The sequence below is a fragment of the Pseudomonas sp. SLFW genome (assembly GCF_009905615.1).
GTDB lineage: Bacteria > Pseudomonadota > Gammaproteobacteria > Pseudomonadales > Pseudomonadaceae > Aquipseudomonas > Aquipseudomonas bambusae.
The window spans coordinates 1-20,977 of record NZ_JAAAKW010000031.1 but is presented as its reverse complement, the minus strand read 5'-3'; the positions used below and the strand labels follow the sequence as shown (position 1 = coordinate 20,977).

Sequence of the window (20,977 nt, the reverse complement as noted above, 5' to 3'; positions counted from 1 at the left end):
TGACCGCCAGCGTTCCGTTTCAACCACAAGTGATCCCCATGCAGCTACTGACCTTACCGCCCTCCCCAGCTCTGGCGACCTCCATCCGCGCCACCGCGCAGGTGTTCGAAGACCCGAAATCCCAGGCCCTGCTGGCCCACGTGCAACAGGTCGCGCCCAGTGATGCCAGCGTGCTGATCATCGGCGAAACCGGCACCGGCAAGGAGTTGGTCGCCCGTCACATCCACAACCTGAGCGACCGCCGCCATCAGCCGTTCGTGGCCGTGAACTGCGGGGCATTCTCCGAATCGCTGGTCGAGGCCGAGCTGTTTGGCCACGAAAAAGGCGCGTTCACCGGCGCGCTGACCGCCAAGGCCGGCTGGTTCGAAGAGGCCAACGGCGGCACGCTGTTCCTCGACGAAATCGGCGACCTGCCGATGGCCATTCAGGTGAAGCTGTTGCGCGTGTTGCAGGAGCGTGAAGTGGTGCGGCTGGGGTCGCGCAAAAGCACGCCGATCAACGTCCGCGTGCTGGCCGCGACCAACGTGCAGCTGGAGCGTGCGATCAACGCCGGGCACTTCCGCGAAGACCTGTTCTACCGCCTCAACGTGGTCAACCTGGAGCTGAGCACCCTGCGTGAGCGCCCTGGCGACATCATGCCGCTGACCCGACATTTCATCGAGGTCTACAGCCAGCGTCTGGGCTGCGGGCCGATCCAGATCAGCAGCGACGCCGAGCACAAGCTGCGGACCTACAGCTGGCCGGGCAACATCCGCGAGCTGGAAAACGTCATTCATCACACCCTGCTGATTTGCCGCAACGGCGTGGTTCAGGCCAGCGACCTGCGCCTGTCGAACCTGCGTCTGGAGCGTCAGGACGACGCATCACCTGCTAGCGACGACTCCACCGACGCGCTGTTGGCCCGGGCGTTTCAAAAGTTGTTCGAAGAGCAGGCAGGCGCGCTGCACGAGAAAGTCGAAGATGCGCTGTTGCGCGCGGCGTACCGGTTCAGCCACTACAACCAGGTGCACACGGCGCAGCTGTTGGGCCTGAGCCGCAACGTCATCCGGGCGCGGCTGATCAAAATCGGCGAGTTGGCCGTGAACAAGCGTCGACCGGGCGAGCAGGTGCAAGGCGACCGGATGGTGCAGTTGTCGGTTTGAGACCTTCAGCGCGACCCTGTGATTTCTCCCACCATTTCGTAGGCGTTGAACGCCATCGCCGTCGTCCGGTGCCTGCGAATCAATCCCCACAAATCCCCTTCCCCCTGCTCGGCATTGCGGAACGCCTGTTCACAGGCGGATTTGGACTGCCACAGCACATGGCTGATGACTCGCCCCTGGTCTTCGCTGACGTGGACACTGGCGCGGATAAAACCGGGGTACGTACGGGTGAAGCGCTCGAAGCGCTCATTCAGGTCCGCCACCAGACCGGCCTGGTTTCGGGGATCTACCGTGAACTCGACGAACTGACTGAACGGAAGGTTTGAGTCTTGTGACGTCATGAACGCTCTCCACAGATGAACGGATGTCGCAGAACAAAATGCAGCATTGAGGTTTCGCGTGAACTACGTTTCTTGCGTCGTATTGTCAGGGGCGACGGTGTGGCCAGGCGCTGCCAGTTGTTAATACAGGCTGCGGAGGGTAAAACCTCCACTTAACTAGAGGTCAAGCATCTTTTGCCTGTTGATCAACGGGCTATTGAAGGAATCCATGCGCCCTACCGTGTCTCAGCATCTGCCCCGAGAACTGACCGTCGGCCAACTGTCGGCCCGCAGCGGTGTCGCCGTCACCGCCCTGCGCTTCTACGAAACCAAAGGGCTGATCTGCAGCCAGCGCAATGCGGGCAATCAGCGCCGCTACTCACGGGACGTGCTGCGCCGGGTGGCGCTGATCAAGACGGCGCAGCGGCTGGGCATTCCGCTGGCGACCATTCAGGCCGCCTTCGACAGCCTGCCACAGGATCGTCCGCCCAACCTTGATGACTGGAACCGGCTGTCGGAATGCTGGAAAGCCGACCTCGACGAACGCATCCATCGCCTCACGGCCCTGCGCGACCAGCTCAACGGCTGCATCGGTTGCGGCTGCCTGTCGATGGAGGCCTGCCCGTTGCGCAACCGGGGCGATACCTTGGGTGAAGATGGCGCCGGTCCTCGACTTCTGGATCAGGACTGAACGTGCTGCGGCCCCACCAGCGTGGCGGCCAGCACTCGGTCGTCGACCGAGAGGTGCATTTGCTGCATCGACTGGTTCAGCTCGTTCGTGGCCTGGATCAACGAGTTGGACATGGCCATGATCTCCATCTGCAACTGACGAATCTTGCCTTCGCGTGCTTTTGGCGACAGCGAGTGATCACTCATGAAGGCCTGCATGTCCTTCATCTTTTGCGCGATGCGCGCCTGTATCGAACGGATCATCTTGAGCTGATCCTTGATCCGGTCCGGCAGGTTCGAGGCGTCGATGTCGGCGTCCTTGTCACCGGTTTTCGCCGCCTTCTGCGCTTCGGGCGACAACAGCACCTCGACGCTTTTGCGCATTTGCTCAGCCGCGCTGGGTATGTCAGTTGAATCCTCAGTGGTGTGCTGACTTTTAGCGGTCGCCTGCTGCACAAGCAACGCCGCGTCCGCCGGGTTGCGGAAACTCAAGCTCATCATGAAAAAAACGCCTCCATAGCCCTGGCTGCCCTGCGACCACGTGGAAAACCCACACGGTTTCACCGGTTCCATCCCACGCTGTCGGCTCTTTCGGATAGCCCTTTAGGATGAGGGGCCGAAAGTGTGTCGGGGTCGACACAATCTTGGCGTTGATACGCTGTCAGGCGTTGATTCTGGCCGCAGGCGCCTCGCGTCAGCGTTCAGACATCTCGGCCAACCTCACCGCCAGCGCCTTCGCCTGCAACGCCACATCGGTCACCGCCGTGCTTTCCCACCACATCCCGCGCAGAGGCGGGCCCATGGCGAACAGTCGAGACGACACGCGCCCTTCGGCGTCCAGCACCGCGCCGCCCGGATCGGAGGCGATGCCCAGCGCCAGCGGTCCCGGCTGAATCAGCCCCCGCGCCAGCAATTGCCGAGGCAGGGCTCGGTCCACGCGGCGCCAGTCGTATTGAATACCCGTCGAATTAATCAACGCCGCCCCCCGCACCTCGGTCGGATGATCCTCGCCGCGATAGCGCACGCTGATGCGCACCTGCCCCGACTCGCGATCCTGCACGTCTTGCAACGACGCCGCATGAATGTTCAGACGGCCCTCCTGCACCAGCCGCTCCAACAAAGCCGCGCTGGGCGGTGGCGAGCGGTGGTGATGGCTTTCCCACCAAGGGCGGACGTGGCGTACGAACTGGCGCCGCTGCACGTCAGTCGCCTGACTCCACAGCCGTGGGATGTGAACCCGAACGGTGTCCAGCGGGGCCTGCCAGTCGATCCCTTGGGCGATGGCCTGCTCGCACTGTTCACGCAACGCGCGCACCAGTTGCCGGGGGCTGCGAAGGCGGTGGTCAGCGCCGAAAAAATCCGGCCAGGCAGGCGGCTGGCGGCGCACGTGCGGCAGCAAACCATGCCGGGAAAACACGTCAATGGGGCCGCGATGCCCGGCTTGTTCCAGCGACACCACCGCATCGACCATGGTCAGGCCCGAACCGATGATCAACACCCGGCCTTGAGGGTCAAGATGACGCATCGCGGCAACGTCCCATGGGTCCACGGCCGCAGCATTCAGGGCGTTGGAGTCGGTTTGCGGCGTGCGCGCGGCGGCGAACATCCCCGTCGCCAGAACGGCGAAGCGGCCATTCAGCTCAGTGCCGTCAGCCAACGCGAGGCGAATGCCGGACGCTTCGGATTGCACATCCACGACCTCACCTCGCACATGTTCGACACTCGAACCATGCTGCGCGCCTTTCGCCTGTGCCTCGGCCAGTCGCTGCTGCACGTACAGTCCAAACATACCGCGAGGCGGAAACAGCTCGGCGAGCGGCACGTGCTGCTGATCAGACTCTGGCCAGCCGCCCGACGCAATGAACTCGCCCAGCCAACGGGTCAGGTCATCCGCGTCGTCGGGGTCGACGCTCATGCGCGCAGCGTTGCCGTTGAGGGTGTGGCCCAATTCGGTAGCGCTATAGGCTTCGCCCCGGCCCAGTTCGCTGCGGGATTCGACGATCACGATCCGCCGCTGTCCCGGCAGGCGCAGCAGCTGCACGGCCAGCATCGTGCCGCTGAGGCCGCCGCCGATGATCAGGATGTCGGCGTCAGGTCGATTGTGTTGTGAGGTCATTGTTTTTGCCTTGTCTTCGCCACAGTGGCGCGCCTGCCCGATTATGGCGAGCCTGCGGAGGGATTCAAACAGGACGATGGTCGGCCCGTTTCGGTACGAAGGATGCAAGGCACAGCGCGTGCCGGGATATCGGAAATTTGCTGATGGGAAAGCGGGCAACGTGCTGAAGGGCTGTTGCCTGACCAACATCGAGGGTGATCACAAACCCCGGCCGTGGCGCAGTTCTCTACTGTGGGAGCGAATTCATTCGCGATGGTCTGTCAGACAATGCATCTCTATCGTCAGTCCCCTTTTTCGCGAATGAATTCGCTCCCACAGGTGACGCGCGGTAATTCCTCCAAACGCTCACGACACCACATTGCGCACAAAGCGCAGCGCCACGCGCCCATCATTGCGGTAGGCATGGGGCCGGTCGCTGGCGAACATGAAAAACTCCCCCGCCGCGATCTGCCGGGTGTTGTCCGGAAATGCAACGGTCAGGCAGCCTTCGATCACATAGACCTGCTCGCTCCAGCCCTTGGGGTCAGCCTCGGAGGCGTACGCCTCGCCGGGCGCTAGCGAGAACTCCCACAGCTCCACGCCATGCCGCGCCGACGCCTTGGCCAGCAACACCGCCTTGCTCTCTGGCAGCGCGCCTGCCCACCCCACCTCATTGATGCGGCTCGGGTCGCGCTCGTCAGGCGCCTGGATCAGATCACTGAACGCCACGTCCAGCGCCGCCGCAACGCGGTCCAGCGTGGCCAGACTGACGTTCTTCTCCCCTGCCTCGATCGCCACGAGCATGCGCCGACTGACCCCGGATTTTTCCGCCAACGTGGTCTGGCTCAATGCCGCCTCGTGCCGCAAACGTCGAACATTGAGGCTGACGTGCTGCAGCACCGACGCGCGTTGCGAATGTTCCTTGTGCACTGGATCGCTCCCCCCATAGGGCTTGGTGGGCAATGTACTGCTCAATCGCGGGTGTCACAAACCTTCGCAGAGCCTGACGCATCGAGCGTGGCAGGTCTTGCTGCCACTCCGACCATCACCCCTTGCGCTTCATATCCAACCGCCGCAAATGACAGGTCACTTCTTCGCGGTCGTGGTACAGCTGCTTGCAGCCGATCGATACCTTGACGCCCCGCGCCTTGAAGCCTTCCTCGATGCGTTCCAGCAGGCGCTTGACCTCGGCATAGCGCTGCTTCATCGGCAGCTTGAGGTTCACCACGGCCTCACGGCACAACCCCTCACCGAGCCAGGTCTCCAGCAATGCGGCATTTCGTGCAGGCTTCTCGACGATGTCGCACACCATCCAGTCGACGGTCTGACGCGGTTTGTAGGTAAAGCCGTCGGCCATCAAGTGCTGCACCAGCCCGGTGTCCATCAGGCTTTCGGCCATCGGGCCATTGTCGATGGCGGTCACCAACATGCCGCGCTTCACCAGTTGATAGGTCCAGCCTCCCGGCGCAGCGCCGAGGTCCACGCCGGTCATGTCGCCTGATAGACGCTCGTCCCACTGATCGCGCGGGATGAAGTGATGCCACGCCTCTTCCAGCTTCAGCGTCGAACGGCTCGGCGCCTCGCGGGGGAACTTCAGACGCGGAATGCCCATGGGCCACATCGCCGAATTGTGAGCATCGGCCAGGCCCAGAAACACCTCGCGACCGCTTTTGAAGGTCAGCAACAAACGCGGCAGGCTGGCGTTGTCCACCAGCTTGCCCGCCTTCTCAAGCGCCTTGCGCAGCGGGCCTTCGAACTTGCGGCAGAACGTCGAGAGTTCCTTGCCGTCGTTGGTGTCGACCACTTCCAGCCACAGGCTGCCGCAGGTCGCGAAATCCGCCATGTGCTGCAGGATGACGCTGATGCGGTCGGTTTCCGGCAGCTCGACGAACACCCCGCGCGCCCACTGGCGAGGGAAAATCAGGTCGGTGAAACGCACGCCACCCATCAGGCGCTTGGCACCATCCGCTTCGGTGCAGACGAACTCGGCGCAGGCCGCATTGGGCTTGGCCTTGGCATAACCGGACACGCCGAGCTGCGCGGCGTGCTCGCTGATTTCCGAGCAGACCTCGCCTTCGAAACCGGGACGGCAATGCATGAAAAGGGTGTTCACGGAATTCTCCATGACGCGCCGGGCAAACGGCCCACGCGTCCTATACTTGAGGCGATTTCACCTCAGTGACTCGAAAGCCGCGCATGATAGCGGAATCAGGAACCACTGGCCCACGCCAAAGGTCCAGTACTACTCAATGACCGTTTAAAGCCGCCATGCAGAGGGCTCAAACCCATCGTCTTACCGTTTTGTGTGATACGCCCGTCCGCGCCGTGCGGACCCGTCAAGGAGTTAGTCATGCCCTCCCTCGATAGCCTGAAAAGCCTCAAGACACTCGACGTCGGCAACAAGACCTACCATTACTTCAGCCTGCCCGACGCCGCCAGGACACTCGGCGACCTCGACCGACTGCCTATGTCGCTCAAGGTGTTGCTGGAAAACCTGCTGCGCTGGGAAGACAACAAGACCGTCACCGGCGACGACCTGAAATCCCTTGCCGCTTGGCTGACCGAGCGCAAATCCGACCGCGAGATTCAATACCGCCCTGCCCGCGTGCTGATGCAGGACTTCACCGGGGTGCCCGCGGTGGTCGACCTGGCTGCGATGCGCGCCGCCGTGGCCAAGGCGGGCGGCGATCCCCAACGCATCAACCCGCTCTCCCCCGTGGACCTGGTGATCGACCACTCGGTGATGGTGGACAAGTTCGGCGATCAACAAGCGTTCAGCGAAAACGTCGACATCGAAATGGAGCGCAACGGCGAGCGCTACGCCTTCTTGCGCTGGGGCCAGAGCGCGTTCGACAACTTCAGCGTCGTACCGCCTGGCACCGGGATCTGTCACCAGGTCAACCTTGAATACCTGGGCCGCACCGTCTGGACCAAGGAAGAGGACGGCAGGACTTACGCCTTCCCGGATACGCTGGTCGGTACCGATTCCCACACCACCATGATCAACGGCCTTGGCGTTCTGGGCTGGGGTGTCGGCGGGATCGAAGCCGAGGCCGCGATGCTGGGCCAGCCGGTGTCAATGCTGATTCCCGAAGTGATCGGCTTCAAGCTCACGGGCAAGCTGAAAGAAGGCATCACCGCCACCGACCTGGTGCTGACCGTGACGCAGATGCTGCGCAAGAAAGGCGTCGTCGGAAAATTCGTCGAGTTCTACGGCGATGGTTTGGCTGACCTGCCCCTCGCCGACCGCGCCACCATCGCCAACATGGCCCCGGAATACGGCGCGACCTGCGGGTTCTTCCCGGTGGACGACGTGACGCTGGACTACCTGCGCCTGTCGGGCCGTCCGGATGAAACGGTGGCGTTGGTCGAGGCGTACGCCAAAGCCCAGGGTTTGTGGCGCCTGCCCGGCAAAGAGCCGGTGTTCACCGATGCACTGGAGCTGGACATGGGTTCGGTCGTCGCCAGCCTGGCCGGGCCGAAACGCCCGCAGGATCGCGTCGCACTGCCGGACGTTTCCCAGGCATTCGACGACTTTCTCGGCCTGGCGCTCAAACCCAGCAAACACGACGAAAGCCGTCTGGAAAGCGAAGGCGGCGGTGGCGTGGCCGTGGGCAACGCCGAGCAGGTGGGCGAAGCCGAGTATGAATATGAAGGCAATCGTTATCGCCTGAAAAACGGCGCGGTGGTCATTGCGGCCATCACCTCGTGCACCAACACCTCGAACCCGAGCGTGATGATGGCGGCGGGCCTTCTGGCGAAAAAAGCCGTGGAAAAAGGCCTGCAACGCAAACCGTGGGTGAAAACCTCGCTGGCCCCCGGTTCCAAGGTCGTGACCGATTACTACAAGGCGGCGGGCCTGACCGAGTACCTCGACAAACTCGGCTTCGACCTCGTGGGTTACGGCTGCACCACCTGTATCGGTAATTCCGGGCCGTTGCGCGATCCGATTGAAAAAGCCATTCAGCAATCCGACCTGACTGTGGCATCCGTGCTGTCGGGCAACCGCAACTTCGAAGGCCGCGTGCACCCGCTGGTGAAAACCAACTGGCTGGCCTCCCCGCCCCTCGTCGTCGCTTATGCGCTGGCAGGCAGCGTGCGCGTGGACCTGAGCAGCGAACCGCTGGGTGAAGGCAGCGACGGCCAGCCCGTGTACCTGCGCGACATCTGGCCGACGCAAAAAGAAATTGCCGACGCCGTGCTGAACGTCAGCACCGGCATGTTCCACAAGGAATACGCCGAGGTCTTCGCCGGTGACGCGCAGTGGCAAGCCATCGAAGTGCCACAGGCCGCTACCTACGTGTGGCAGGACGATTCGACCTACATCCAGCATCCGCCGTTTTTCGACGACGTGGCGGGTCCATTGCCGGTGATCGCTGATGTGCAAAAGGCCCGCGTGCTGGCGATCCTGGGCGACTCGGTGACCACCGACCACATCTCGCCTGCCGGTAACATCAAGGCCGACAGCCCGGCCGGCCGCTACCTGCGCAGCAAAGGCGTGGAGCCAAAAGACTTCAACTCCTATGGCTCGCGTCGCGGCAACCACGAAGTGATGATGCGCGGCACGTTCGCCAACATCCGCATCCGCAACGAAATGCTGGGCAACGAAGAAGGCGGCTACACCCTGCACGTGCCGACCGACGAGAAACTGCCGATCTACGACGCCGCCATGCGTTATCAAAAGGAAGGCACGCCGCTCGTGGTCATCGCCGGTCAGGAATACGGCACCGGTTCCAGCCGTGACTGGGCCGCCAAAGGCACCAACCTGCTGGGCGTCAAAGCGGTCATTGCCGAGAGCTTCGAACGTATCCACCGCTCGAACCTCGTGGGCATGGGCGTCTTGCCGCTGCAATTCAAGAACGGTCAGAGCCGCAAGACCCTGGAATTGACCGGCAAGGAAATCCTCAACATCACCGGCCTGACCGACGCGACGCTGCAACCGGGCATGAGCCTGACCCTGCAGATCACCCGAGAAAACGGCCAGCAAGAAAACGTCGACGTGCTGTGTCGGATCGATACCCTGAACGAAGTCGAATACTTCAAGGCCGGGGGGATTCTGCACTACGTACTGCGGCAGTTGATTGCGTCGTAACGCCTGACCGTGTGGCGCTTGTCCGCTGTCGCGGACGAGCGCCCTGCTCGGTTCTCCAGACACACCGCGTGCACAGATTTTGCTGCCGCTTCGCGCCAGATCGCTGCCGTCGTGCCTCCGGCGTCTCCCACAGGTCTGAACTGCCCCCAAGAAGTTGGACACCCATCCCCCCCCTTGAGGGATATCTCAGGTCATGGGCCGCTCCATGACGCAACCCGCCAGACCGACCAGCAGAATAGACAAAACGCCGATCTACTCACTGCATACCTTTGACTCGACACAAAACCCTGTGGGAGACGCCGGAGGCACGACGGCAGCGATCTGTCGCGAAGCGGCAGCAAAACCTGACGACTCGATCGACCTGACACCCCACGCTGTCCGAACCCGCCACACCCCGCCCCACCGACAACACTTTCAGCCCTTTCCCACAAGCACCCACGTTTAAACAACGCTAAAATCGCCGTCCTTATCCCCCGTTCAAGGACGACCCCATGCCAGTGCTGCGCTGGAGCGCGCTCACGCTGCTGACCCTCGGTTATTGCATCGCCTGGGTGTATGGCCAGCTGAGCCTGCCGGTGGTCGTCACGTTCGGGCTGTTGATCATGGCGGGGATCTGCGTCGTCCATTTCCGACACTGGGCCGTTCGCGGATTCGGTCATGCCCTGTTCATCGCCCTCGCGGCGGGTCTGGCCTGCCATTGGCTGCCGGGCTTCTTCAGCGCCCGGGTCATCGCCGCAGCGCGTTTCACTCCCGAAGCCGCGCCCTTTTCGATGTACCTCAACCTCGACAAGCCCCTGATCGGCTTCTGGATCATCCTCGCCTGCCCCTGGGTGTTCGCCGGGTTCAATCTGCGCCGATCACTGATCACCATTGGCCTGACCCTGCCCTTGACACTCCTTGTGTGCCTGACAACCGCCCTGGGGATGGGGGTGGTGGGCTGGACGCCGAAATGGCCCGAGCAAGGGGGTATCTGGGTGCTGAACAATCTGCTGCTGGTCACGATGACCGAAGAGCTGATCTTTCGCGGCTATCTGCAGGGCGGCCTCAGCCGTTTGCTCGCGCGAATGCCAAACGCCCCCACGCTGGCACTGCTCATCAGCTCGTTGCTGTTCGGTGTGATGCACCTCGGCGGCGGTTGGCAATGGATGATCCTCACCAGCATCGCCGGACTCGGTTATGGCATCGCCTACCGATATGGTGGATTACCGGCGGCGGTCATCACTCATTTTGGGCTCAACCTTGCGCACTTCAGCCTGTTCACCTACCCGATGTTCGACCGATGAGCGTTGACCTGCGGCAAACCGTCCATGACGCAGTTCACAAAATGCTTAATTTCCTGACAACAGGGCCGATAACACCTCAAAGCCTTCCCGGATAGAACAGCTTATGCGCAATAACCAGCCCATCACCCAACGCGAACGGACCTTCCCGGCACAGCAGCGGTTGATTTCGACCACGGATGCTCGCGGCGTGATCACCTACTGCAACGACGCCTTCGTCGAGATCAGCGGCTTCACCCGCGACGAATTGCTCAAGGCGCCGCACAACACCGTGCGCCATCCTGACGTTCCGTCCGCCGTGTTCGAACACATGTGGAGCACCCTCAAACAGGGTCTGCCATGGATGGGCATCGTCAAGAATCGCTGCAAGAACGGCGACCATTACTGGGTCAACGCGTACGTCACGCCCATCTTCGACGGCAAACAGGTGGTGGGCTTCGAGTCGGTGCGCGTCAAACCTACCGCCGAACAGATCCGCCGTGCCGAATCGCTGTATCAACGCCTGAACAACGGCAAGTCAGCCGTCCCGAGCCGCGACACCTGGCTGCCGGTGCTGCAGGACTGGCTGCCGTTCATTCTGGTCAGCCAACTGAGCTTCCTGATCGGCGTGTGGCTCAACTCCTATTGGGGCTTCGCGCTCGCGGCGGCACTGTCCGTGCCATTGGGGCTGCTGGGCCTGAGCTGGCAGCAACGGGGTATCAAGCGCCTGCTGCGTCTGGCGGATCAGACCACGTCGGACCCGCTGATCGCGCAGATGTACACCGACAGCCGTGGCGCCCAGGCCCGTCTGGAAATGTCCATTCTGAGCCAGGAAGCCCGCCTAAAAACCTGCCTCACGCGTTTGCAGGACACTGCCGAACACCTGAATTCCCAGGCGCGCCAGTCCGACAGCCTGGCCCAGGCCAGTTCCAACGGACTGGAACGTCAGCGCGTGGAAACCGAACAGGTCGCGACCGCGATCAACCAGATGGCGTCCACCACCCAGGAAGTCGCCAGCCACGTTCAACGCACCGCCGACGCCACCCAGCAAGCCAACGAACTGACCCGTCGCGGCCGCACCATCGCCAGTGAAACCCGCGAGGCCATTCAACGCCTCTCGACCTCGGTCGGCGAAACCGGGCTCACCGTCACGCAACTGGCCAAGGACAGCGACGAAATCGGTGGCGTGGTCGACGTCATCAAAGGCATCGCCGACCAGACCAACCTGCTGGCCCTGAACGCCGCCATCGAAGCCGCCCGCGCCGGCGAAATGGGCCGTGGCTTTGCGGTCGTGGCGGACGAGGTTCGCCAACTGGCGCAACGCACCACCGAATCCACCGGCCAGATCCATTCCCTGATCGCCAAACTGCAAGCCACGGCCAACAACGCTGTGCAAACCATGGCCACCGGCCGCCGCCAGGCGGAAGAAGGCGTCGAACAAGTCATGGAAGCCGACAAGGCGCTGGTGGGCATCAGCGACGCGGTGGCCAACATCACTGACATGACCACGCAAATCGCCGCCGCCACCGAAGAACAAAGCTCGGTCGCCGAAGAGGTCAGCCGCAACATCAGCACCATCGCCCAACTGGCCGACCAGACCTCCGACGAAGCCCGCCGCTCCGCCGACCTCAGCGCCGAATTGACCAACACTGCGCTCAGCCAGTATTCGCTGGTAGAACGCTTTAACCGCTAATCAATAGTCAGCCAGACTCCAGCCCCGGCAGCGACCCTGCCGGGGCTTTTTATTGCGCGGTGAAAAAGTAGGAAGTTTCCGAAGTTGCAAGTTCAGTGCTGTTTTTAAGGAATTGGAGCGAAATGTAGGGTTGACAGAAAGTCGGGATCGCTATTAGTTGAAATTCAGATCGCGATATATATGTACCACCTCTGGAGTGAACTCGCTGATCTAGCCCAATTAATAAAAGAGCACCCACTGGCGAAAAACGTGATGAGGGTGCTCGATGGAGAATGTTATGAATGACATGAATGTCAAAGCGCCGATTCCACTTCCACCCGCCGTTATTCCAGCGGCGTATGAAGATGGCCTGTTAAAATCAGCAGACTTGAGTGCCCCTATCCTGGTCGAAGTCGAAGTTTGGGCTGCTGCAGAGAAAGGGTATACCGTACGGCTAGACTTGGATGGCCTCCCTGTCACTGAAGAGCGAGTGATCACTGAGGCCGACAAACCGGGAAATATTCTTACGTTCGAATTGGACCCGAAGTACCTGCACGAAGAGGGTACGTACCAATTGCAATACCGGACTTTCAGCCCAAACACGCAGGTGTCAGATTTTTCACCGTGCACACCCCTTAAAGTGGACCGCACCCCACCGGGCGGCCCACTCCTCTCCTCAGTGCTCTTCGCAGAAGGTGAATTCGACGGCAACACCCTCGCCTTCGTCCCCGGCTACGCTGGCATCGAAGCAGGCGACCTGATTCGCACCCTGTGCAACGGCGTGGCCGGTCCCACCCATACCGTGCAGGCAGACGAACTCACCCTGCGCCCCATCGAGATCGTCTTCGAAAAAGCCTTCCTGCAAAGCCTCGCCGCGCAATACGTGGAGGTCGACTACACAGTGACCGACCGGGCGGGCAATGAATCGATCCGATCCTTGCCCAAGACGCTCACGCTGGTTTCGTAACGCCGTCCGGCGAACCCACCTGCCGGACAAACACAACACGATCACCTGATCAATCAGGCACCCGTTCCGCCAGAGAACGCGGACGACTGTGCCTTATGGAGAATGATATGAACGACATGAATGTCAGAGAACCGATCCCCCTTCCGCCTGCGGTCGTGCCTGCAGCTTATGAGGATGGGTTGCTGAAAACTGCAGATCTGAATGCGCCCATTGCGGTAGAGGTTGAGGTCTGGCCTGCCGCCGAAACCGGGTATACCGTCCGGCTGGACCTGGATGGTGTGCCGGTTACTGAGGAACGTGTCATCGCCGCCACCGATAAACCGGGCGATATCCTTACGCTCGGTCTGCCCGAAAAGCACTTGGTGAGTGAAGGCACTCACACCCTGGAGTATCGGATTTTTAGTCCAATTACGGGGGCGGAAGTTTTCTCACCCTCGATCCCCCTGATCGTCGACCGAACCCCTCCAGGCGCCGCGCTTCTAGCTGCAATGATGTTTCCTCGTGCCAGCTTTGGCGCGCGTGCGACCGCGCGGGTCCCTGCCTATTTCGGCATGGCAGTTGGGGACACGATTCAAACCCTCTGCAACGGCGTGCCCGGCCCAGTCCACACCGTGGTCGCGGAGGAACTCTCGCTGGCTCCCATCCAGATCGCCTTCGAAGAGCACTTCCTGCTGAGTCTCGCGGCACCCGAGGTCGTCGTCGATTACTCAGTCACGGACCGCGCAGGCAATGAGTCGATCCGGGCAGTGCCGGTAACGCTGTCACTGGTGCCGTAACCACCCCCGACGCACATCACAGCCCGGCAGGCCAAGCCGCCGGGCAAACCTACACGCTCATCCGAGCAATCAAGCACCCGTTCCGCAAGCGAATGCGGACGACTGTGCCTTATGGAGAAATGCCATGAACGACATGAATGTCAAAAAACCCATCCCTCTTCCAGCCGCTTTCGTGCCTGCAGCCTATGAAGATGGGTTGCTGAAAACCGCTGACTTGAATGCCCCTGTCGCCGTGCAGGTTGAAGTCTGGCCTGCGGCTGAAACAGGCTACACCGTGCGGCTCAACCTGGACGGCCTGCCCGCCACCGAAGAACGCGTCATCACCGCCACTGACAAACCCGGCGATATCCTTACGCTGTACCTCTCGGAAAATCACCTGTTGAAGGACAAGCGCTACTCCCTTCAGTACCGGATCTACAGCCCGATTGGTGAGTCGGAAGACTTCTCTCCGGCAATCCCCCTGATCGTCGACCGAACCCCACCCGGCGCCGCGGTCCTCGCCCCGCTGTTCTTCGCCGAGGGCTCGATCAACGGCGACGCCAACGCCATTCTTCCCGGCTACGCGGGCATGGCCATAGGCGACGTTGTTCGCACCCTGTGCAACGGCATTTCCGGCCCGACCCACACCGTGCAAGCGGACGAACTCACCGTGCGCCCCATCGAAATCGTCTTCGAGGCAGACTACCTGCTGGGCCTCGCAGCCCAAGAGGTGACCATCGAGTACGTTGTCGTCGACCGCGCAGGCAACCCATCCTTCAATTCCTTACCTGTAACAATTTCCCTCACTATGTAATGTCATGACCGCTGAAATTAATTAGATCATTTGACGTGCCACTCCCCCTTCATTTGAAGGAGGAGCGGCCCAATTACGTCGAAATTCGAACGCCGGGGAATTATTTTTTTCTCGCTTATTTCCCTTTTGCCTACAACGATTGAGGACTATGTGAAGCCGCAAGCACGCTCCAAGACCTTGGATGCGGTACATATGTACTTACACCCCCGTCAAATTCGACTAAATATGCCGTAATGCATAAAACAGGTTCCGCTTCAAGCGTTGTAAATGACGCTGCGGACACATTCAACCTCTGCACGGGGCTCGATTGACAGTGACAGGTCATGACTTGAACATATGCAGCCGGGGCACGCAGCCCCACAACGATGTTTGTCGTTGTAACCTCTGTTATCACAACCCCATCCAATTCAGGGAACTTTAATGGAAGATGAAAAGGATATTCCGCCATCTGTAAATCCGACTGACATCGCTCGGAACAAGGATGAAACATCTGCGGAAGATCAACTGGCGAATGCTGACGAACGTGTGGACGGGTCGACTTTTAACTTTGATTCGATACCGCATTACGAAGATTTGCGCGCCATTCTCCCGCCTGGCGCCACATCCAAGGACATCGCCACGTTCTACAGCGAACACCTCGAGCACGTTCTGGGTTTCCCTTGGGAAATCGATGAAGAGGCTCGAAAGGCGGCCCCTTCGTTGCCTCCGCCGTCCCTGGACGGCGGAAGAAACGGTGAGGTCTCCACCGCACAGCTCGCCAAGGGTGTGCTGATTACCGTACCGCGTTCTTCAAAGATCTGGGTCACTGATCAGCTCAAGATGCGCTGGGGGAAAAGCACGTTCTACACCACGGTGCCGCCCTCCAAATCACGAAAAGGGCCACGTCTGATTCAATTTCTCAACGCTGGAGGAGTACCAAACGACCGTACCGGGTTGATCGATATTCGCTACGAAGTGGTCCGTCGCAAACGTCTGGTCGGTGTGTCAGAGACCCTGACGATCTACGTGCGCGACGATGGAACAGGGGAGCCAAAAGGCTCCCATGGCCGACCTATCCGTCGACGTAAACTCGACCTGTAAAACCGATCCGGCATGAAGGCGTTCGATACCCGTCGCGCGCCCCCATGCCCGCTCAAACAATGGAGAAAAAAAGCCCCGGCGGCATGACTGCCGTCGGGGCTTGCTTACGACTTGAATCGTTTACAGGGTCAACCGGTCAGAACGCCAGACGCAGACCCAGATTGGCCCCCCATGGCTGCTCGACATGCTCGCCTTTCATGTAATCAAAATCGGCATGCACTTGCAGGCGTTTGGACAACGACACCAACACACCCGCGCCCAGCTCGGCCCGCGAGCCGAACAGGTCATTGTCGAAACGCTGGTCGTTGACGCTGACGTCATTGCTACGGGAGAACTCATGCGCCCCTGCCACTCGCACGTACGGCTGCACCACGCCGCCATCCTTAAGGGTGAACGAACGGCCCAGCGTGGCACCCACTTTACCCACGATCGACTGCGTCTCACTGGTCTTGGCTTTCAGGCCATTATTCAGCGTGTAGCTGTCGCCTCCGATCCACACGCTCGACAGTTGGGCAAACGGCTCCACGAAATAATCGTCAGGCAGCTTGATGTGCTTGCCGAACTCCACCGAGCCACCCACCGCCATATTGGTGTAATCGCCCTTGGCCTTTTCGCCATCGCTCATCGCCACCTTCGACGCATTGTGGAACTTGTTCACCTTCACCACGCCGTCGAGGTAATAACCCTCGTCCGACAGCCAGGTGCCGTAGGCGCCCACGTAGTAGCTGTCGACTTCGCCGGACGTGCCACGGCCCATGTCCAGATCGGACTGGCTGTAGCCACCCATCACACCCACCAACAATTGGCCATTCATGACGGGCACCGGCCCGTCAGCACCCAAAGACAGCCCGTGTTGCCGCTGCTGATAACTCAGTCCCGAATCCAGCGATGCCTTGAAGCGACTGCCGTAACTGCGGATCCAGCCGCCGCCCTGCTCCTGACCGCGCACCTCACCCATTCGGCTACGCAACGTGCTCAACTCACTGTTCCAGATCGTCGGCCCGACGTTGAACAGCGCCAGCACGCTTTCCGTCGAAGGGCTGATGGTCTTGCCGGAACCAATGATGAACCAGTCATCACCTTGCTGCTCCAGCGCGTACGAGTAGGCACCGATGTCCGCGCGCGTGCCTCGCAAGCGGAACTGCGCATCGCCCCCTTCGGTGTGCACCACCCGCAACGCGTCGAAGTCCGACGGCACCGCCTCTTCACCTGTATTACGAACGTTGAGCACATGATTGCCACTGGCCTGGCCTTCGACATTCAACAAGTCACTTTCTCCGTTGGCCGGATCGATGCGCATGTCAAACCGACCTCGCCCCGACAGCTGACCGAGTGTGAGCGTATGAAAGCCTTCCCCCGCAAAGCCGACACTGCCACCGTCGATGGCCAGAGACTTGACCGAATTGTCTTCGGCGAACTGCCAGTGACCACTGGAATCGATGATCACGGCATTGCCGTTGACGATGTTCCCATCCAGACGAGCATGGTTGCGCAGCGCGACGTTCAGGGTGCTGGTGTCGTCGGCGACGAAGTTTCCGGTGAGGACGCTGTTGTTGACCTCAACATCGGCTTTGCTTCGGGTGAGGACATCAATCAGACGGCCATTGCCTGCTGACAGTGTCGAGCCGTTTGTGATTAGGATCTTTGCCGTTGTATCGCCTTGATGTGCGCTAGGGTTTCGATCAATTTTTATAGCCGCCCCTGCACTGCCGACGATAGAAGAATTGTCAATTTTTAGAAGGTTCTCTTGTAGACCGGTTCCAGCAGAACCATCGGCAATATACACACCATTCTCACTTCCTAGGATGGTTGTATTACGGCTGGCGTGGGCGATGCCACCACTCAAATACAATCCAGCACCACTATTTTTGCCGCCCAACCCCTTAACAATAGAGTTTTCCAGCCATATCTCACTCGTAGCGCCTACCCTAGCTCCGTCAGATGCGCCTACTATTTCGCTATCAACAACATGCATGTTGGAAACGGCAAGCGGGTCCATCTCGTTCATGGGTAATACAACACCTGAGCCACGCTCATTCTCTATTTTGGACCCGAAAATGTTGGCGATGCCTGAGCTGACGGTCACGCCGCCGAAAATCTGGCTACCCTCGGTATTGAATCGCGACTCGCTAATTGAAACATCTTTAAGCTGTGCCCCTGGAAGCGCGTTTAGTGTTCCTTTACTGCTAACAGAGTAGCTATACATCTCGTCTGCAGAGGTAATGGTCACCACCTCGCCAACTATAAATTTTTCAGAATCTCTAGTGTTTGAACTGCGACTTTCATCACTCGCCCTCCTCCCGATCGCCATCCTCGGTTCACTATCAAAAGCTTCTGCGGCTTCAACCGCTGAGAACATACTCACAGAAATCGCCAAAACCGTTCGCTTGAAACCAAGCGTCCCATGAACCCTATTTGAAGCCATTCGAACCCCTACAACCTCATAAGTGGAAGTACCGAAGGCTGAGGGAAACTGGAAAAAAAAGCTTAAATTTGAAAAAAATTTGAAGTAGGACGTTTCCTCAGCACATGCAGTCCACTTCCGACTCATTTTTCTCGAAACCCTAGATATTCTGGGGTCGTCATTGAAAACCTCTGCAGAGGTAGTTTGTAGGACTTTTTCCATTTTCCTACATAGACCCCATTTGGTACTACAAGCACATGGGGTATCACAGGTTGACACCCCAAAAAAATATCTATTTATTTGATTACGAACTGGCGCTACAGCCGTTCTTAGCAAGAGGCTGCTTCTCAACAACGCCTCCAAACAAACAACAAAAAACTCATTCGAAGGATAGTTATGAGTACTGGTACTATTGCACCCGAAGTTATTATCACCCGCTCAGCTGATGAGCCAATTCCGTTGCCGGCACCTGATGTAGCAGTGGCGTTTCACGATGAAGATAGCTTGGGATTGATTCCCGTATCCGAACTCGATACACCATTGACGGTAGATTTGGAAGTATGGCCGGCTGCGGAGCCGGGCTACACTTATCAAATTTTTTGGGACGGAAAAAGACTGGGGCCGGAGAAAGTTATCTCTGCCACTGATAAGCCTGGTGATCCGCTGACATTGAATATCCCTGCAGAGGCCTTGATCGAGGGTTATCACAGCCTCGCATATCGAACCTTCAGCCCGAGATCTGAATCAGAAAATTTCTCTGATGTGTTTCCGATCATCATTGACCGAACCGCTCCAGGCAAACCTGTTTTAGCGCCCATCCTGTTTCCTGTCGAGGTACTGAATGGCCTGACTGCGGCGGAACTCTCTGGCTTGGGCGACAAACTGGAGGTCAGTATTCCCGGCTATACCGGGATGGAGAAACACGATCTGGTCAGAACCTACTGGGGCGACATCGAAGGTCCAACAGCAACCGTTGATGAAACCGACATGGGATTGAACAAAGTCGTCTTAGAGTTCACAAAAGCGTTTTTGGAAAGGATTCCCAGCGGACCGCATCCTGTGTGGTACCAAGTTATCGACCGTGCCGGGAATATTTCGGACGCATCCCTGGTAGTTGACGTACTTTTGTTACTTGAAGAGATTCCGGACAACTATCCCGCTCCTGTTCTTGACCCCGTGGTCGGCACATTGATCGACTACGCAGAAGCCAGGCCTGGAGTTCGCGTAGATATTCCACGCTATGTGGGCGCGTCGGCATTTGATCAAATCACGTTGTATTGGGGTTCCAATTCCCCGATGCGTCCCGTGGAGCTTCAGCCTGGCGACGAAACCAAAGACACTGTGCTCTCACTGCGCGTGCCGTACGAGATGATTGCGGAAATGCCAATCGGCACGCTCTCGATTAGCTACCGTGTCATGCGAAACAACCAGCTTAACGGATCGTCACTGCTTACACGTGTTGATGTACATATCACACTGCCCATTCCAGGAATCTTACAGGGCCTGACCGTTCAAGGTACCAGTTCGGAAAGTTCTAACAATGATGATAACTTTATCGACGAAGACGATTATGATCTTAATGCCAGAGCGATCATCAAGTGGAACAATGAATTTCAACTCAGCGATGAAATCCATCTGCAATGGGGGGACCAAGAGCGTTTGCGATGGTATCAGGTGCGAGCTACCGATGTTGCCGATGCTAAGGACCTCATCATCGGAATCGATAACGCCATCATGAAAGCTCAAGGTACCGGCGCCGAGATTCCAGTGCGGTACAGCGTGACTCGATTGGGCAACCCTAATACAACCATATCTCCTGCTCAAAAGGTGACAGTACGTTCTAAAGAGGAACTGCCAGGCGGTGCAAATGGTATTGACGGCCCGGTGTTCAAGCTAAACAGTGGCGGATTTATTGCACCTAATGTTGCACCCGATGGCACTGATGGATTCGTGGCCCCATACGATAATATTAAACAGGGCCAAAAATTAACTTTTAGCTTTAAAGGGTTTGACAGACAAAATAATCCTATCGACGCAGCTGACTTCACCATGACTCGAATTTTGGACGACCGGGATATAGTGGAAGGTTATGGTTTTCACGTTCCTCATACCATTTTACGAACTGCATGCAATGGGTTCTGCGAAGCGTATATCCGAGTTGAACCCGCACCGGGCGAAAACCAAAGCCCTGTAACCTCGAAATTAACGCGTGTTCCCATCGACATGCGCGAATCGATTGAGCCTATTTGTACGATCTAAATAATGTAAATCTGGGCAGGCGCGAACGAGTTCGCCCTGCTCTTTACCATGGAAGCTACAACAATGAACAATCAAGATAATACCGCCGGGACCGCTCCCATCCCTCTCGAACTGCCCGTCATTGCAGTGGCACTAGAAGGGGGGCTGATTCCTAACGAACATCTGACCGAGGCAGTCAGCGTGACCTTTCCTGTATGGCCAGCAGCAGAGCCCAGCTATACCTATCAGTTGGTACTCGACGGAGAACGAATCCCTCCAGAACACACTATTTCAACCTCCGATAAACCAGGTGACCCACTGATCGTAGAAATCCCGCTGTCGCTCCTTACCGAAGGCGTCCATGCTGTTGCTTATCGAGTCTACAGCCCATTCAGCGAATCTGAAGCGTTCTCCGATTCCGTAAACATCGAAATCGACAAAACCGCCCCCGGCGCCCCCGACCTTGCCCC

The 20,977-nt window shown here is 59.0% G+C and carries 16 protein-coding genes and 1 pseudogene; 11 read left to right on the top strand and 6 right to left on the bottom strand.

Going from position 1 to position 20,977, the window contains the following annotated elements; translation table 11 throughout:
• The first annotated feature begins 38 nt into the window (after positions 1-38).
• Positions 39-1,142 (top strand): sigma-54-dependent Fis family transcriptional regulator, encoded by a 1,104-nt coding sequence (locus tag GVN17_RS27705; RefSeq protein ID WP_166598505.1) that lies wholly within the window; start codon positions 39-41, stop codon positions 1,140-1,142.
• Positions 1,143-1,147: 5 nt separating this feature from the next.
• Here GVN17_RS27705 and GVN17_RS27700 read toward each other — a convergent pair whose 3' ends face one another.
• A complete protein-coding gene (locus tag GVN17_RS27700; protein WP_166598482.1) occupies positions 1,148-1,483 on the bottom strand; it encodes an antibiotic biosynthesis monooxygenase in 336 nt (111 codons plus the stop codon).
• Between the two features lie 208 nt (positions 1,484-1,691).
• Here GVN17_RS27700 and soxR point away from each other — a divergent pair, with 208 nt between their 5' ends.
• Complete coding sequence (soxR, locus tag GVN17_RS27695) at positions 1,692-2,153, top strand: redox-sensitive transcriptional activator SoxR (RefSeq protein WP_166598481.1); 462 nt, start codon at positions 1,692-1,694, stop codon at positions 2,151-2,153.
• Here the strand turns inward: soxR and GVN17_RS27690 are convergent.
• The 4 genes from GVN17_RS27690 to rlmM all read right to left on the bottom strand — a co-directional run bounded on the left by GVN17_RS27690 (position 2,144) and on the right by rlmM (position 6,339).
• Entirely contained in the window at positions 2,144-2,632 is a 489-nt protein-coding gene (locus GVN17_RS27690; protein WP_166598480.1) for a hypothetical protein, read from the bottom strand. The two genes, soxR and GVN17_RS27690, sit on opposite strands and share 10 nt — an antisense overlap.
• 193 nt (positions 2,633-2,825) lie before the next feature.
• On the bottom strand, positions 2,826-4,247 hold the full coding sequence (locus GVN17_RS27685; protein WP_166598479.1) for an FAD/NAD(P)-binding protein: 1,422 nt from the start codon (positions 4,245-4,247) through the stop codon (positions 2,826-2,828).
• 345 nt (positions 4,248-4,592) lie between these two features.
• Positions 4,593-5,156: an XRE family transcriptional regulator gene (locus tag GVN17_RS27680; RefSeq protein ID WP_166598478.1), complete on the bottom strand. Its 564-nt coding sequence runs from the start codon at positions 5,154-5,156 to the stop codon at positions 4,593-4,595.
• Positions 5,157-5,271: 115 nt separating this feature from the next.
• Positions 5,272-6,339 (bottom strand): 23S rRNA (cytidine(2498)-2'-O)-methyltransferase RlmM, encoded by a 1,068-nt coding sequence (gene rlmM / locus GVN17_RS27675; protein ID WP_166598477.1) that lies wholly within the window; start codon positions 6,337-6,339, stop codon positions 5,272-5,274.
• 237 nt (positions 6,340-6,576) lie between these two features.
• Here rlmM and acnA point away from each other — a divergent pair, with 237 nt between their 5' ends.
• The 7 genes from acnA to GVN17_RS27640 all read left to right on the top strand — a co-directional run bounded on the left by acnA (position 6,577) and on the right by GVN17_RS27640 (position 15,865).
• Positions 6,577-9,318, top strand: coding sequence for an aconitate hydratase AcnA (gene acnA, locus GVN17_RS27670; RefSeq protein ID WP_166598476.1), 2,742 nt, complete (start codon positions 6,577-6,579; stop codon positions 9,316-9,318).
• A 491-nt stretch (positions 9,319-9,809) separates the two neighbouring features.
• On the top strand, positions 9,810-10,601 hold the full coding sequence (locus GVN17_RS27665) for a CPBP family intramembrane glutamic endopeptidase (protein WP_166598475.1): 792 nt from the start codon (positions 9,810-9,812) through the stop codon (positions 10,599-10,601).
• Positions 10,602-10,704: 103 nt separating this feature from the next.
• Positions 10,705-12,270 (top strand): PAS domain-containing methyl-accepting chemotaxis protein, encoded by a 1,566-nt coding sequence (locus tag GVN17_RS27660; protein WP_166598474.1) that lies wholly within the window; start codon positions 10,705-10,707, stop codon positions 12,268-12,270.
• Positions 12,271-12,547: 277 nt separating this feature from the next.
• Positions 12,548-13,216, top strand: coding sequence for a hypothetical protein (locus GVN17_RS27655; RefSeq protein WP_166598473.1), 669 nt, complete (start codon positions 12,548-12,550; stop codon positions 13,214-13,216).
• A 107-nt stretch (positions 13,217-13,323) separates the two neighbouring features.
• On the top strand, positions 13,324-13,992 hold the full coding sequence (locus GVN17_RS27650; protein WP_166598472.1) for a hypothetical protein: 669 nt from the start codon (positions 13,324-13,326) through the stop codon (positions 13,990-13,992).
• A gap of 124 nt (positions 13,993-14,116) precedes the next feature.
• The gene (locus GVN17_RS27645; RefSeq protein WP_166598471.1) at positions 14,117-14,785 is read left to right on the top strand and encodes a hypothetical protein; all 669 of its coding nucleotides are present in this window, start codon (positions 14,117-14,119) and stop codon (positions 14,783-14,785) included.
• A gap of 420 nt (positions 14,786-15,205) precedes the next feature.
• Positions 15,206-15,865 carry a hypothetical protein gene (locus GVN17_RS27640; protein ID WP_166598470.1) on the top strand — a complete coding sequence of 220 codons (660 nt, stop codon included), beginning with the start codon at positions 15,206-15,208 and terminating at the stop codon, positions 15,863-15,865.
• Between the two features lie 136 nt (positions 15,866-16,001).
• Here the strand turns inward: GVN17_RS27640 and GVN17_RS27635 are convergent, their stop codons facing one another.
• Positions 16,002-18,416 carry an autotransporter outer membrane beta-barrel domain-containing protein gene (locus tag GVN17_RS27635; protein ID WP_371928636.1) on the bottom strand — a complete coding sequence of 805 codons (2,415 nt, stop codon included), beginning with the start codon at positions 18,414-18,416 and terminating at the stop codon, positions 16,002-16,004.
• A 249-nt stretch (positions 18,417-18,665) separates the two neighbouring features.
• Between GVN17_RS27635 and GVN17_RS27630 the strand changes: the two genes are divergently transcribed.
• Positions 18,666-20,528, top strand: coding sequence for a hypothetical protein (locus GVN17_RS27630; protein ID WP_218576441.1), 1,863 nt, complete (start codon positions 18,666-18,668; stop codon positions 20,526-20,528).
• 63 nt (positions 20,529-20,591) lie between these two features.
• A pseudogene (locus GVN17_RS27625) lies at positions 20,592-20,977 on the top strand (hypothetical protein); the annotation flags it as partial.

Bases quoted from the DNA above. Each gene is read 5' to 3' on its own strand.
- GVN17_RS27705 (WP_166598505.1), top strand. From the start codon at position 39: ATGCAGCTACTGACCTTACCGCCCTCCCCAGCTCTGGCGACCTCCATC.
- GVN17_RS27700 (WP_166598482.1), bottom strand. From the start codon at position 1,483: ATGACGTCACAAGACTCAAACCTTCCGTTCAGTCAGTTCGTCGAGTTC.
- soxR (WP_166598481.1), top strand. From the start codon at position 1,692: ATGCGCCCTACCGTGTCTCAGCATCTGCCCCGAGAACTGACCGTCGGC.
- GVN17_RS27690 (WP_166598480.1), bottom strand. From the start codon at position 2,632: ATGATGAGCTTGAGTTTCCGCAACCCGGCGGACGCGGCGTTGCTTGTG.
- GVN17_RS27685 (WP_166598479.1), bottom strand. From the start codon at position 4,247: ATGACCTCACAACACAATCGACCTGACGCCGACATCCTGATCATCGGC.
- acnA (WP_166598476.1), top strand. From the start codon at position 6,577: ATGCCCTCCCTCGATAGCCTGAAAAGCCTCAAGACACTCGACGTCGGC.
- GVN17_RS27665 (WP_166598475.1), top strand. From the start codon at position 9,810: ATGCCAGTGCTGCGCTGGAGCGCGCTCACGCTGCTGACCCTCGGTTAT.
- GVN17_RS27660 (WP_166598474.1), top strand. From the start codon at position 10,705: ATGCGCAATAACCAGCCCATCACCCAACGCGAACGGACCTTCCCGGCA.
- GVN17_RS27655 (WP_166598473.1), top strand. From the start codon at position 12,548: ATGAATGACATGAATGTCAAAGCGCCGATTCCACTTCCACCCGCCGTT.
- GVN17_RS27650 (WP_166598472.1), top strand. From the start codon at position 13,324: ATGAACGACATGAATGTCAGAGAACCGATCCCCCTTCCGCCTGCGGTC.
- GVN17_RS27645 (WP_166598471.1), top strand. From the start codon at position 14,117: ATGAACGACATGAATGTCAAAAAACCCATCCCTCTTCCAGCCGCTTTC.
- GVN17_RS27640 (WP_166598470.1), top strand. From the start codon at position 15,206: ATGGAAGATGAAAAGGATATTCCGCCATCTGTAAATCCGACTGACATC.
- GVN17_RS27635 (WP_371928636.1), bottom strand. From the start codon at position 18,416: ATGAGTCGGAAGTGGACTGCATGTGCTGAGGAAACGTCCTACTTCAAA.
- GVN17_RS27630 (WP_218576441.1), top strand. From the start codon at position 18,666: ATGAGTACTGGTACTATTGCACCCGAAGTTATTATCACCCGCTCAGCT.